Source organism: Streptomyces polygonati (assembly GCF_042650325.1).
Lineage (GTDB): Bacteria > Actinomycetota > Actinomycetes > Streptomycetales > Streptomycetaceae > Actinacidiphila > Actinacidiphila polygonati.
Window position 1 is genome coordinate 192,188 of the sequence record NZ_JBHSBB010000005.1, and the last position, 13,295, is coordinate 205,482.

A 13,295-nucleotide genomic window follows, 5' to 3' on the forward strand; every position below is an offset into this window, starting at 1 on the left:
CGCCCCCTCGGGCACCGATCGGCTGCCATTGCCCGAATGCGACCAGCGCGATCGTCGTATTCTGATATGGGCCGATCGGGTGACATCTACGGGCTATTCAGTCGGATTCACCTTCGGATTCCGCCGGATTCACCGCCCTCTCGCGGGCCGCGTCGGCGCCCTGTTCAAGGAGCACCGCGAAGCCTTCCTCGTCCAGGACCGGCACCTTCAGCTGCACGGCCTTCTCGTACTTGGAACCGGGATTGTCGCCAACGACCACAAAGTCCGTTTTCTTGGAAACCGCGGCGGTGACTTTCGCGCCCCGGCTGCCCAGCGCCTCTTTTGCGCCATCCCGGGTATGTCCGACGAGCGTTCCGGTCACCACGACGGTCAGCCCTTCGAGTGGTCTCGGCCCTTCGTCCGAGCCCTCCTCGGTGAACTTCACCCCGGCGGCCCGCCACTTGTCGATGATCTCCTGGTGCCAGTCCTCGGTGAACCACTGCTTGACCGAGGCGGCGATGGTGGGCCCCACCCCGTCGACGGCGGCCAGCTCCTCCTCGGCGGCGTCCTTGATCCGGTCCAGGTCGCGGAACTCGCGGGCCAGCGCCTCGGCGGCGACCGGCCCGACATGGCGGATGGACAGCCCGGTGATGATCCGGGCCAGCGGGCGCTGCCTGGCGGCCTGGATGTTGTCCAGCATGGACAGCGCGTTCTTCTTCGGCTCGCCCTTCTGGTTGGCGAAGAAGGTGACGATCTTGGGCTCGCCGGTCTCCGGGTCGCGCTTGGGCAGGCCGGTGTCCTGGTCCAGGACGTGGGAGCGGATCGGCAGCAGTTCCTCGATCTTCAGGGAGAACAAGTCCCCCTCGTTCACCAGCGGGGGTCGCTGCGGCTCCAGCGGCTGGGTGAGCGCGGTGGCCGCCACATAGCCGAGCGCCTCGATGTCCAGGCAGCGGCGCCCGGCGAGATAGAAGATCCGCTCGCGCAACTGGGCCGGGCAGGCCCGCGCGTTGGGACACCGCAGGTCGATGTCCCCCTCCTTCATCGGCTGCAGCGGGGTGCCGCACTCCGGGCACTCGGCGGGCATCACGAACTCCCGCTCACTGCCGTCCCGCAGGTCCACCACCGGGCCGAGGATCTCCGGGATGACGTCACCCGCCTTGCGGAGCACCACGGTGTCGCCGATGAGCACGCCCTTCTTCTTCACCACCTCCTGGTTGTGCAGGGTGGCGAACTCGACCTCGGAGCCGGCCACCGTCACTGGTTCGACCACCGCGTACGGGGTGACCCGGCCGGTGCGTCCGACGCCGACCCGGATCTCCACCAGCTTGGTGTTGACCTCCTCCGGGGCGTACTTCCAGGCGATCGCCCAGCGCGGCGCCCGGGAGGTGGAGCCGAGCCGGCCCTGGAGCGGGATCTCGTCCACCTTGACCACCACGCCGTCGATCTCGTGCTCGACGTCGTGCCGGTGCTCGCCGTAGTAGTCGATGAACTCCCGCACGGCGGCCAGGGAGTCGGCCACCGTGTTGTGCCGGGCGGTGGGCAGGCCCCAGTCCCGCAGCAGTTCATAGGCGTGCGACTGGCAGTCGATGTCGAAGCCCTGGCGGGCGCCGATGCCGTGCACCACCATCCGCAGCGGGCGGCCCGCGGTGATCCGGGGGTCCTTCTGGCGCAGTGAACCGGCCGCCGCGTTACGGGGGTTGGCGAACGGCTTGTCGCCGCCCTCCACCAGCCGCGCGTTCAGCTCCTCGAACTTCTCGCCCGGGAAGTAGACCTCGCCGCGGATCTCGACCAGCTCCGGCACCCGGTCGCCGGCCAGCCGGTCGGGGATGTCGGCGATGGTGCGGACGTTGGGCGTGATGTCCTCGCCGGTGCGGCCGTCGCCGCGGGTGGCGGCCCGGGTCAGCCGGCCGCCCTCATAGGTGAGATTGACCGCGAGGCCGTCCACCTTGAGCTCGCACAGGAAGTGGTAGGGACTTCGCTCGTTGTCCGGCGGGCCGAGTTCGGCGGCCACCCGGTCGGCCCAGGTGGTCAGCTCCTCCTCGGTGAAGGCGTTGTCCAGCGAGAGCAGCCGCTCGCGGTGCTGGACGGAGGTGAACTCGGTCTCGTAGGCACCCGCGACCTTCTGGGTCGGCGAGTCGGGCGTGCGCAGCCCCGGGTGCTCGTCCTCCAGCAGCTCCAGCCGGCGCAGCAGCCGGTCGAACTCGGCGTCGCTGACGACCGGCGCGTCCTTGACGTAATAACGGAAGCGGTGCTCCTCGACCTGCTCGGCCAGGCGGGCGTGCTGCTCCCGGGCCTCGGCGGGGATCTCCGCGGGCTGTGCGTCCTCCAGGGCTGCCACGATTCCGTCCTTCCTCGGTCAGGCGTCACTCAGGGTCGTCACTCAGGGTTGTCAACGAGCGAGCGGGCCGCCTTCGCGCAATGCAGCAGAGCGGCACGGGCATAGGCCGGTGAGGCCCCCGCCAGACCGCAGGCGGGGGTGACGGCCACGGAGGACCCCAATGTCCCCGGTGCCAGCCCCAGCCTGCGCCACAACGCCCGAACACCACTGACGCTACCGGCAGGGTCCGACAATGCGGAGTCGGTCCCGGGCACGACACCGGCGAACAGCGCGGTACCGGCCTCGGCTGCTTCCCCGAAGATGTCCCAGTCACGCTCGGTGAGCAGGGAGAAGTCGAAGGAGAGCCCGGCCACCCCGGCCCGGCGCAGCAGCGCGAAGGCCACGTCCGGCGCGCAGGAGTGCACGACCACCGGGACGCCGACCGCCCCGATCAGCTCCCGCAGTGTGGTCTCGGCCAGGGTGCGGTCCACCGCCCGGTAGGTCTGATAGCCGCTGGCGGTCCTGACATGGCCGGTCAGGACGTCGGTGAGCGACGGCTCGTCGAGTTGCAGCACCAGCCGCGCGCCCGGCACCCGCCGGGCCAGGTCCTCCAGGTGGGCGCCGAGGCCCTCGGCGAGGGATCCGGCGAGATCGCGGACGGCGCCGGGGTCGCGCAGCGCGGCCTCGCCGTTGCGCGTCTCGACGCTCGTCGCCAGCGTCCACGGCCCGACCGCCTGCACCTTCAGCGGTCCCTCATAGCCCTGGGTGAACTCCTCCAGGGCGTCGAGGTCCTCCCCCAGCCACGACCTGGCCCGCTTGGTGTCCCGCCCCGGCCGGTCCCCGAACCGCCATCCGCTGGGCTCGACCCTGGCGTACAGCTCGACCAGCATCCCCAGCGTGCGGCCGATCATGTCCGCGCCGGGCCCGCGGGCCGGCAGTTCGGGCAGGAAGGGGAACGCTCCGGTGGCCTCGACGGCGACCCGGGCCGCCTCCCGGGCGTCGGTCCCGGGCATGGAGCCCACGCCGGTCGCGGCACCTTCGGGCAATTCGAACTCGCTCTGCTTGCTCACGGCCGAAGCGTAGACGCTCGCGCTGCGGCCGGTCCGCCGTGCGGGCGAGGGCCCGCGGCGCCGCTACGGCGGACCGCTCCAGATCAGGGCGAGGTGGACGCCGTAGACCGCGGAGCCGACCGCGGCGGTGGACAGCGTGTAGGCGATGGTGCGGCGGTGGGCGCGGGCCAGCACCCGGGCCAGCGGGATGAGCAGCGGAAAGGCCGGCAGCAGGAACCGGGCGCGGGCGATGTAGACGCCCCGGCCCAGCGCGAGGACGGTCAGCATGGCGACGCTGAAGAGCAGCAGCGGGAGCGGCTGGCGCTGGGCCACGCACAGGGCGCACAGCGCGAAGGAGGCGACGACCACGAGCGTGACGACGACGAACGCCACCGGTACCTGCGATCCGCGTGGCCCGAGGAAGACCGAGCGGATGTGCCGCAGCAGGTAGCCGCCTTTGCTGAAACGGTTCCCCCACTCCGACTGCACCACGAAGTAGCCGTCCCTGCGGTGCAGCCGCAGGCCCACCCAGGCCACGAACCCCAGCCAGCCGGCCGGCGCGAGCAGCGCGCCGAGCGCGGGCCGCCACACCGGCCGCCACCACGGCTCGCCTTCCTCCCGCCGGCGCAGCCCCTGGAGCGCGGCGACGGCGGCGGCCAGCGAGATGGCGGCGGCGATGGCGACCCCGGTCGGCCGGGTCAGCCCGGCGAGCGCCGCGAACACCCCCGCCCACACCCAGCGCCGGGCCAGCGCCACGTAGAGCGCGGCGGCGCACAGCGCGGTGAACAGGGCCTCGGTGTAGGCCATGCTCTCCACCACCGCGTGCGGCATGCACCCCCACATCACCGCGAGGATCGTCCCGGTCCGGCGCCCGTAGAGCCGGTTGCCGATCAGGAAGATCAGCCAGGCGGCGGCGAAGGCGCCGGCCAGGGCCACCAGCCAGGACGACTTGGGGAGCCCGAGCGGCAGTACGGCGTGGGCGGCCCGGCACAGCGCCGGGTAGAGCGGGAAGAAGGCGAGGTTGCTGAAGGCGTGGTGCCAGGTGTGGGGGACGCCGTGGATCGTATGGTTGTAGCCGCCCGCGGCGATCATCTGATACCAGCGGGCGTCCCAGGAGTCGTAGAGCAGGGTGCCGGGTGACTCGCCGCGCCGCTTGGCCAGGTAGTAGAGCAGGGAGACGCCCAGGAGGCGGGCGGCGCCGTAGCCGAGCAGGGCGGGGCCGGCGAGCCGCAGCGCGTCCCCGGTACGGCCGCGGAACCCACCGCGGCCGAGGCCCGCGTCGTCCGGCCGGGTGGCTTCTGCGCTGGCTGAGGACATGATCGGTCCGCTCCCTGGATCGTGGTGGGGGCGCGGTCGACCCTACGAAACCGGAGCGGATAAAAGGAACATATCGCCCTTATCCGGTGCGAGATGCACACGGTCGGGTGACGGGATGCGGCCGTTCCGCCCCCGGGCGCTGCGGGACACGCTGCGGGACGCGCGGCGGGGCGGCGGTTTCAGAGGCCCGGCCGGACCCTCAGATCGGTGATCTCGGCGTCCCGAGGCAGGTCCAGCGCGGTCAGTACGGTCGTCGCCACCGACTCCGGGTCCATCCAGCGGGCCGCGTCGTACGCCTTGCCCTCCTGCTGGTGGACCTTCTGCTGCATGGGCGTGGCGGTACGGCCGGGGTAGACCGTCGTCACCCGTACGCCGTTGCCGTGCTCCTCGGCCCGCAGCGAGTCGGCGAGCGCCCGCAGGCCGTGCTTGCTGGCGGCGTACGCCGACCACTCGGCGGAGGCCGAGAGCCCGGCGCCGGAGTTGACCATCACCACATGCCCCCGGGACAGCCGCAGTTGGGGCAGCATCAGCCGGGTCAGCTCGGCCGGGCCGATCAGATTCACCGAGAGCGTCTCGTGCCAGACCTTCGGGGTGAGGTCGCCGACCTGGCCCAGTTCGACCATGCCGGCGCTGTGCACCAGCGAGTCCAGCCGGTCCGGTGGGGACTGGTGGCCCAGCGCCCAGGACAGCCGGGACGGTTCGCCCAGGTCACCGGCCAGGGTGCGGGCGCCGGGGAAGCGCTCCGCCAGCTGCCGGGCGCGGCCGGCGTCCCGGGCGAGCAGCCACAGTTCGTCACCCCGCTCCAGCAGCCGGCGCGCCACCGCGGCGCCTATTCCCGAGCCGGCCCCGGTGACGAGGTGAACGCTCACGCATGCTCCTGGAGGTAGTTCGTCAGATAGTCCAGCGCCGCCCGGCCGTCCTCGGCGAAGAAGACGAGTTCGGACAGCGGCAGCGGCAGGAAGCCCTCGGCGTCCATCCGGCGGAACTGCTGCTTCAGCCCGTCGTAGAACCCGGCGGTGTTGAGCAGGACCACCGGTTTGCTGTGCAGCCCGTGCTTCTTCAGTTCCAGGATCTCGGTGGCCTCGTCCAGCGTGCCGGTGCCGCCGACCATGACCACGATCGCGTCGGAGCGCAGCAGCAGCTCGGCCTTGCGGTGGGCCAGATCGCGGGCGATCACCATCTCGTCGGCGCTCGGCCGGGCCAGATGGTGCAGGAACTCGACCGAGATCCCAACGAGGCGGCCGCCGGCCTCCTGGGCGCCGTCCGCGACGACCTTCATCAGCCCGACGTCGGAGCCGCCCCACACCAGGGTGTGGCCGCCTTCGCCGATCAGCTTCCCGAACTCCCGGACCGGCACGGTGTACTGCTCGGTCAGCTCGGCGGCGGACAGGAACACGCCGATGTTCATACGGTCACCGGCGTACGGGCCGCGCCGCTGTCGGTGGTGGCTATCGTCGCCGAGCCGACCACGCGGGTGCCGTCGTAGAGCACGACGGCCTGGCCGGGGGCGACGCCGCGGACCGGCGCGGTGAAGGCGACCCGCAGCTCGCCGTCGCGCAGTTCGGCGGTCACCGGTACGTCCTCGCCGTGGGCGCGCAGCTGCGCGGTGTACGCGGCCGGGCCCCGCGGCGGGGCGCCGCACCAGCGGGGGCGGATCGCGGTGATCGCGGTCACGTCCAGCGCCTCGGCCGGGCCGACGGTCACGGTGTTGTTCACCGGGGAGATGTCCAGCACATAGCGGGGCTTGCCGTCGTCGGCGGGCACGCCGAGCCGCAGGCCCTTGCGCTGGCCGATGGTGAAGCCGTAGGCACCGCTGTGGGTGCCGACGCGCTCGCCGTGCTGGTCGACGATCGCGCCTTCCTCGGTGCCGAGGCGCTTGGCGAGGAAGCCCTGGGTGTCGCCGTCGGCGATGAAGCAGATGTCGTGGCTGTCGGGCTTCCTGGCCACCGCGAGGCCGCGGCGCTCGGCCTCGGCGCGGATGTCGCCCTTGGTGGTGCGGGTGTCGCCGAGCGGGAACATCGCGTGGGCGAGCTGCCGCTCGTCCAGGACGCCGAGGACATAGGACTGGTCCTTGTCCGGGTCGCTGGCGCGGTGCAGCTCGCGGGTCCCGTCGGGGGCGGTGACGACGGCGGCGTAGTGGCCGGTGCAGACCGCGTCGAAGCCGAGGGCCAGCGCCTTGTCCAGCAGCGCGGCGAACTTGATCTTCTCGTTGCAGCGCAGGCAGGGGTTGGGGGTGCGGCCGGCCGCGTACTCGGCGACGAAGTCGTCCACGACGTCCTCGCGGAAACGGTCCGCCAGATCCCATACGTAGTAGGGGATCCCGATCACGTCGGCCGCGCGCTGGGCGTCGCGGGAGTCCTCGACGGTGCAGCAGCCGCGGGCTCCGGTGCGGAAGCTCTGCGGGTTCGCCGACAGCGCGAGGTGCACGCCGGTCACGTCGTGCCCGGCGTCCACGGCGCGGGCGGCGGCGACGGCGGAGTCGACGCCGCCGCTCATCGCGGCGAGCACGCGTAGCGGTTTGGGCTGCGCCTCGTTCGGGGTTTCGCTCACACCCCGAGGATACCGGGCCTTGCAGGCCGCCCCACCGCCACTGACGCGGGCCCTTGCGGGCCCCCCACCGGGGAGCGCCCCGCTCCGCTCCCGGCCACCCGTCCGCCGCGGCTGCTCGCCCAGTTCCCCGCGCCCCCGACGGGGCCGCGTCCCCCGACCCACGCGGCAAACCCAACCCTGCGGCAACCACCGCAACAGGTCCCGGCCCATTCCCGGCCGCGCCTACGCCGTGGCTGGTCGCGCAGTTCCCCGCGCCCCTGACGGGGCCGCGTCCCTGACCCGGCAAGGGCCCACCAAGCGCACCCGGGCACCCATCAAGGGGCGCGGGGAACTGCGCGAGCAACCACGGCGCGGCCCGCGGACCGCGAACGACCGCGACCACCCACCCCCTTCCGGGTCTGCCCCGAAGGGGCGCGAGCCGCACGTGGTGAAGGACCGCGACCACCCCACCCGCCCCGGAAGACTAAGCGTTCGCTCAGCGTTGTTCGCAGCGTTGTGGACAACGGGGACCTACCGATGGGTAACATAGTGGTCATGGCAACTGCAGCGGCCCGCGCGGCCATAGGGGACAGCGAGTTCGACCGGGACACCGCGGCCGTGCCGCGGCCGGGGGAACCGGGGACGTACGACATCGACCTGTCGGCCGGGTGGATGATCATCTCCGCGCTGAACGGGGGGTATCTGCTCGCCGTGCTGGGCCGGGCGCTGCGGGAGGCGCTGCCGCATCATGATCCGCTGACCATCACCGCGCATTATCTGACCGCCTCGCAGCCGGGGCCGGCCGTGGTGAGGACGGAGACCGTACGGAGCGGGCGGACGATGTCCACCGGGCAGGCCTCGCTGTTCCAGCGGGACGAGGACGGGCAGGATGTCGAGCGGCTCAGGGTGATCGCCGGCTACGGCGACCTGGACGCGCTGCCCGACGACGTGCGGACCTCGGCGACACCGCCGCCGATGGCCTCGTACGCGAACAGTGTGAGCTCGCACGACACGCCCGGGGTCAGCCCGCTGCCCGGCTCCGCCGCCATCCTGGACCGGCTCGACCTGCGGCTCGACCCGGCCACCGCCGGCTGGGCGGTCGGGGCGCCGTCGGGGGCCGGGCGGATGCGCGGCTGGCTCGGGCTGGCCGACGGCCGGGACCACGACGCGCTGTCCCTGCTGCTCGCCGCGGACTCGCTGCCGGCCACCGCCTTCGACCTCGGTCTCAAGGGCTGGACGCCCACGCTGGAGCTGACCGTGCATGTGCGCAGCCGCCCGGCGCCGGGGCCGCTGCGGGTGTCGCTCAGCACCCGCAATCTGGCCGGCGGCCTGCTGGAGGAGGACGGCGAGATCTGGGACAGCGCCGACCGGCTGGTCGCGCAGTCCCGCCAACTCGCCCGTGCGCCGCGCGGCTGAGCCTGCGTTCGGGCCGCGCCCGGCCCGACCGTAGAATCGGGGCACCATGGCCTACTTCGACCACGCCGCCACCACACCGATGCTCCCGGAGGCGGTCCAGGCGATGACCGCCCACCTCTCGGTGACCGGGAACGCCTCCGCGCTGCACGCCGCCGGCCGGCGGGCCCGGCGTACCGTCGAGGAGTCCAGAGAGGCGCTCGCCGCCGCGCTCGGCGCCCGCCCCAGCGAGGTCGTCTTCACCGGCGGCGGCACCGAGTCCGACAACCTCGCGGTCAAGGGCCTGTTCTGGGCGCGCCGGGCGGCCGACCCGCGCCGGACCCGTATCCTCGCCAGCCCGGTCGAGCACCACGCCGTGCTGGACGCGGTGTACTGGCTCGCCGACCACGAACACGCCGTCGTGGACTGGCTGGAGGTCGACCCGCTCGGCCGGGTCCGGCCGGAGACCCTGCGCGCCGCCATCGCCCGCGACCCGGACGACGTGGCCCTGATCACCGTGATGTGGGCGAACAACGAGGTCGGCACCCTGCTCCCGATCCACGAACTCGCCGAGGTGGCCGCAGAGTTCGGAGTGCCGATGCACTCCGACGCGGTACAGGCCTTCGGCCAGGCCGAGTTGGACTTCGCGGCCAGCGGTCTGGACGCGATGACCGTCACCGGGCACAAGATCGGTGGGCCCTACGGGGTGGGCGCGCTGCTGCTGCGGCGCGAGGACACCCCGGTCCCGCTGCTGCACGGCGGTAATCAGGAGCGCAGCCGCTCCGGCACCCTTGATGTGCCGGCCATCGCCGCCTTCGCCACCGCCGCCTCCCTCGCGGCGGCGCGGCGGCCGGACTTCGTACGCGAAGTGGGCGCGCTGCGCGACGCTCTGGTACGCGGGGTGCGGGCGGCGGTGCCGGACGCGATCCTCAACGGCGACCCGGCGCCCGAGGGCCGGCTGGCCGCCAACGCGCACTTCACCTTCCCCGGCTGCGAGGGCGACGCGCTGCTGCTGCTGCTCGACGCGCAGGGCATCGCCTGCTCCACCGGTTCGGCCTGCAGCGCGGGGGTGGCCCAGCCCAGCCACGTACTGCTGGCGATGGGTCAGCCGGCCACCCGCGCCCGCGCCACCCTGCGGTTCTCCCTCGGGCACACCACGACGCAGCAGGAGGTCGCCGACCTCGTCAAGGCGATCGGCCCCGCCGTCACCCGGGCCCGGGCCGCCGGCCAGACCTGAGCGCGGGCGCCGGCCGCCCGCCCGGCCCGGACGCGCCCGGACATGACGCGGGGGCGGACCCGTACAACCGGTCCGCCCCCGCGCCGTGCTCGCGATCACACGGTCGCGATCACACCGGCGCGGTCTGCTCCACCGGGCCGCGGTCCGCCGCGTTCTCCGGGTGGTGGCAGGCGACCTGGTGCCCCGCGGCCAGCGCGACCAGCGGCGGCTCCTCCGCCGCGCACACGTCCGTCGCCTTCCAGCACCGGGTGCGGAAGCGGCAGCCGCTGGGCGGGTTGACCGGCGACGGCACATCCCCCGTCAGCAGGATGCGGCCGCCCGAGCCCTTGCCGCCCTCCAGATTCGCCTTGCGCCGCTTGGGGTCCGGCACCGGCACCGCGGACAGCAGCGCCGTGGTGTACGGGTGGAAGGGCGTGCTGTAGAGCGACTCGCGGTCGGAGATCTCCACGATCTTGCCGAGGTACATCACCGCGATCCGGTCCGAGACATGGCGGATGACGGACAGGTCGTGCGCGATGATCACATAGGTGAGGCCCAGTTCCTGCTGAAGGTCGTCCAGCAGGTTGACCACCTGGGCCTGGATCGACACGTCCAGCGCGGAGACCGGCTCGTCGGCGACCACCAGCTTCGGCTTGAGCGCCAGCGCCCGGGCGATGCCGATGCGCTGCCGCTGGCCGCCGGAGAACTCGTGCGGGTAGCGGTTGTAGTGCTCCGGGTTGAGGCCGACCAGCTCCAGGAGGTCCTGGACCTCCCGCTTCACCCCGTGCTCCGTCTCGACCTTCTGCAGCTTGAAGGGCGCGCCCACGATGGTGCCGATGGTGTGCCGGGGGTTCAGCGACGAGTACGGGTCCTGGAAGATCATCTGGACGTCGCGCCGCATCGGCCGCATCGCGCCCACGCCGAGGTGGGTGATGTCCCGGCCCTCGAACTCGATCTTCCCGCCGGTCGGCTCCAGCAGCCGGGTGATCAGCCGGCCCATGGTGGACTTGCCGCAGCCGGACTCGCCGACCACGCCGAGCGTCTCACCGGCCGCGACGTCGAAGTCCAGCCCGTCCACGGCCTGCACGGCGCCGACCTGCCGGCGCAGCAGCCCCTTGGTGATCGGGAAGTGCTTGACCAGCCCGCGCACCTTCAGCAGCGGCTCCCCCGAGGGCTGCCGGGGCACCGACTGGTGCGGCTCGGCGGCCGGCGCCGACTGCGGTCCGGGCGCCGCGGACCCGGGCGCGCTCTGGTCCAGCGAGGTGTTGTCCGCCACGGCTTCGTCCCGGCCCTTCACAGCTTCGGTTCAATCTCTTCGGTCCAGATCCGGGCCCGCTCGGTGTCGGCCAGATGGCAGGCGATCACATGCCCGGCGCCTACCTCGCGCAGTTCGGGGACGACCGTCTCGGAGGAACCGCCGTTCAACTCGGCGTAGGGGCAGCGCGGGTGGAAGGCGCAGCCGCTCGGCACGTTGATCAGGCTGGGCGGGGTGCCCTTGACCGGGTTGAGCCGGTCGGTGCGGTCCCGGTCCATCCGCGGCATCGAACCCAGCAGGCCCCAGGTGTACGGGTGCTGGGGCTCGGTGAACACCTTCTCGGCGCTGCCGCGTTCGGCGGCCCGCCCGGCGTACATCACCAGCAGGTCGTCGGCGACCTCGGCGACCACGCCCAGGTCGTGGGTGATCATGATGACCGCGGAGCCGAACTCCTTCTGCAGATCGCGGATCAGGTCCAGGATCTGCGCCTGCACGGTCACGTCGAGCGCGGTGGTCGGCTCGTCGGCGATCAGCAGCTCGGGGTTGTTGATCAGCGCCATGGCGATCATCGCGCGCTGCCGCATACCGCCGGAGAACTGGTGCGGGTGGTTGTCCACCCGCTTGTCCGGCTGCGGGATGCCGACCCGGTCCAGCATCTCGATCGCGTGCTTGCGGGCGGCCTGCTTGGTGACCTTGTTGTGGATCCGGTAGGCCTCCACGATCTGGTTGCCGATCGTGTAATAGGGGTGCATCGCCGACAGCGGGTCCTGGAAGATCATGGCCATCTTCTGGCCGCGCAGCCGCCGCACCTCCTCCGGGGACGAGGAGACCAGCTCCTGGCCGTCCAGCCAGATCTCGCCGCTGATCTGCGGCTTGGAGCGGGTGTGGCCGGTACGGTGCAGGCCCATGACGGCCAGCGAGGTGACGGACTTCCCCGAGCCGGACTCGCCGACGATGCCGAGCGTCTTGCCCTTCTCCAGGCTGAAGGTCAGTCCGTCGACCGACTTCACCAGCCCGTCGTCGGTCGGGAAGTGCACCTTCAGGTCGCGTACGGCCAGGAACTCGCCGGGCGCCGCGCCCTTGTTGAGCACCGGCGCGCCGTACGGCTCGGTGTCGGCGGCATTCATGGGTCGCCTCTCGTTCACGTGAGCCTCACGCGCGGGTCGATGACGGCGTAGAGGAGGTCGACGATGAGGTTGGCCATGACGATGAAGAAGGCCGCGAACATCGTCACTCCGAGGATCACCGGCAGGTCCTGGGTGCTGATCGCGGTGACCGCGGCGTTGCCGAGCCCGTGCAGGTCGAACACGTTCTCGGTGAGCACCGCGCCGCCCAGCAGCTGCCCGACGTCGAGGCCGAAGACCGTGATGATCGGCGTGAGGGTGGAGCGCAGGGCGTGCTTGCGGATGACCACGCCTTCCGTCAGTCCCTTGGCGCGGGCGGTACGGATGTAGTCCTCGCCGAGGATCTCCAGCATCGTGGCCCGGGTGAGCCGCGCGTAGGTGGCCGCGAAGAGGAACGCCAGCGTGATCCAGGGCAGGAGCAGGTTCTGCGCCCACAGCAGTGGATTGTCGGTGAAGTTGACGTAGCCGATCTCCGGGATCCAGCCGAGCGCGTAGACGAAGATCGCGGAGGCCAGCAGCCCGGTGAAGTAGATGGGCAGCGAGACGCCGGCCAGGGCGGTCATCATGGCCGCCCGGTCCAGCACGGTGCGCCTGCGCAGCGCGGAGATCACGCCGGTGGCCACACCGCCGACCAGCCACAGGATCGACGCGCCCAGCGCCAGGGAGGCGGTGATCGGCAGCCGGCTGACCAGCATCGGCCAGACCGGCTGCTCGTTCTTGAACGAGTAGCCGAAGCAGGGTGCCGGACAGTGCGTGATGTCGGTGCCGTTGTCGTAGTCGCGGCCGACCACGATGCCCTTGGCGAAGTCCCAGTACTGGACCGCTATCGACTTGTCGAGGCCCAACTTGTGGCGGATGCCCTCGATGGCGACCTTACTGGTGGCCCGCCCCGCGTAGAGCAGGGCCGGATCGCTGCCGGTGATCTTCGGCACCATGAAGAAGATGGCGAAGGTGATCATGGAGACCACCACCAGCAGTACGACGACGTTCGCCAGCCGTCGGATGAGGTAGACGAGCACTGACCTCGGCCGCGCCCGGCGGCCGCGGCCCCTTGTGGGGACCGCGGCCGCCAGAGCGGCCTTCACCTGCCCTTCGTGCTAACAGTGGCTTGTTGCCC

11 protein-coding genes are annotated in these 13,295 nt (G+C 72.0%); 2 read left to right on the plus strand and 9 right to left on the minus strand.

The features are described from left to right. Positions 1 to 97: 97 nt before the first annotated feature. The 6 genes from ligA to mnmA form a co-directional block, all read right to left on the minus strand. A complete protein-coding gene (ligA, locus tag ACFO3J_RS04415; protein WP_386426284.1) occupies positions 98 to 2,317 on the minus strand; it encodes an NAD-dependent DNA ligase LigA in 2,220 nt (739 codons plus the stop codon). A gap of 38 nt (positions 2,318 to 2,355) precedes the next feature. Further along, complete coding sequence (locus tag ACFO3J_RS04420) at positions 2,356 to 3,366, minus strand: methionine synthase (protein ID WP_386426286.1); 1,011 nt, start codon at positions 3,364 to 3,366, stop codon at positions 2,356 to 2,358. 63 nt (positions 3,367 to 3,429) lie between these two features. Continuing rightward, positions 3,430 to 4,662: a hypothetical protein gene (locus ACFO3J_RS04425; protein ID WP_386426288.1), complete on the minus strand. Its 1,233-nt coding sequence runs from the start codon at positions 4,660 to 4,662 to the stop codon at positions 3,430 to 3,432. A gap of 179 nt (positions 4,663 to 4,841) precedes the next feature. Further along, complete coding sequence (locus ACFO3J_RS04430; RefSeq protein ID WP_386426290.1) at positions 4,842 to 5,531, minus strand: SDR family oxidoreductase; 690 nt, start codon at positions 5,529 to 5,531, stop codon at positions 4,842 to 4,844. Next, positions 5,528 to 6,070, minus strand: a complete 543-nt coding sequence (locus tag ACFO3J_RS04435; RefSeq protein WP_386426292.1) for an LOG family protein — start codon at positions 6,068 to 6,070, stop codon at positions 5,528 to 5,530. Before ACFO3J_RS04435 ends, ACFO3J_RS04430 begins: the two co-directional genes overlap by 4 nt. Further along, positions 6,067 to 7,212, minus strand: a complete 1,146-nt coding sequence (gene mnmA / locus ACFO3J_RS04440) for a tRNA 2-thiouridine(34) synthase MnmA (protein ID WP_386426294.1) — start codon at positions 7,210 to 7,212, stop codon at positions 6,067 to 6,069. The genes ACFO3J_RS04435 and mnmA overlap by 4 nt, the downstream gene beginning before the upstream one ends. A 534-nt stretch (positions 7,213 to 7,746) precedes the next feature. On the opposite strand from mnmA, the gene ACFO3J_RS04445 reads away from it, so the two are divergent. Further along, a complete protein-coding gene (locus ACFO3J_RS04445; protein WP_386426295.1) occupies positions 7,747 to 8,607 on the plus strand; it encodes a thioesterase family protein in 861 nt (286 codons plus the stop codon). A gap of 46 nt (positions 8,608 to 8,653) precedes the next feature. Then, positions 8,654 to 9,820 (plus strand): cysteine desulfurase family protein, encoded by a 1,167-nt coding sequence (locus ACFO3J_RS04450; protein WP_386426297.1) that lies wholly within the window; start codon positions 8,654 to 8,656, stop codon positions 9,818 to 9,820. A 109-nt stretch (positions 9,821 to 9,929) separates the two neighbouring features. Here the strand turns inward: ACFO3J_RS04450 and ACFO3J_RS04455 are convergent, their stop codons facing one another. Genes ACFO3J_RS04455 through ACFO3J_RS04465 form a run of 3 tightly spaced genes read right to left on the minus strand, consistent with a single transcriptional unit; the run spans position 9,930 to position 13,197 of the window. Further along, positions 9,930 to 11,075 carry an ABC transporter ATP-binding protein gene (locus tag ACFO3J_RS04455; RefSeq protein WP_386426299.1) on the minus strand — a complete coding sequence of 382 codons (1,146 nt, stop codon included), beginning with the start codon at positions 11,073 to 11,075 and terminating at the stop codon, positions 9,930 to 9,932. Between the two features lie 17 nt (positions 11,076 to 11,092). Then, positions 11,093 to 12,181: an ABC transporter ATP-binding protein gene (locus ACFO3J_RS04460; RefSeq protein WP_386426300.1), complete on the minus strand. Its 1,089-nt coding sequence runs from the start codon at positions 12,179 to 12,181 to the stop codon at positions 11,093 to 11,095. Positions 12,182 to 12,195: 14 nt separating this feature from the next. Continuing rightward, the gene (locus ACFO3J_RS04465) at positions 12,196 to 13,197 is read right to left on the minus strand and encodes an ABC transporter permease (protein ID WP_386426604.1); all 1,002 of its coding nucleotides are present in this window, start codon (positions 13,195 to 13,197) and stop codon (positions 12,196 to 12,198) included. Between the last annotated feature and the right edge of the window lie 98 nt (positions 13,198 to 13,295).

What these genes read in the sequence shown, in the direction of transcription:
- ACFO3J_RS04460 (WP_386426300.1), bottom strand. Translation starts at nt 12,181, where the DNA reads ATGAATGCCGCCGACACCGAGCCGTACGGCGCGCCGGTGCTCAACAAG.
- ACFO3J_RS04425 (WP_386426288.1), bottom strand. Translation starts at nt 4,662, where the DNA reads ATGTCCTCAGCCAGCGCAGAAGCCACCCGGCCGGACGACGCGGGCCTC.
- ACFO3J_RS04435 (WP_386426292.1), bottom strand. Translation starts at nt 6,070, where the DNA reads ATGAACATCGGCGTGTTCCTGTCCGCCGCCGAGCTGACCGAGCAGTAC.
- ACFO3J_RS04445 (WP_386426295.1), top strand. Translation starts at nt 7,747, where the DNA reads ATGGCAACTGCAGCGGCCCGCGCGGCCATAGGGGACAGCGAGTTCGAC.
- ACFO3J_RS04450 (WP_386426297.1), top strand. Translation starts at nt 8,654, where the DNA reads ATGGCCTACTTCGACCACGCCGCCACCACACCGATGCTCCCGGAGGCG.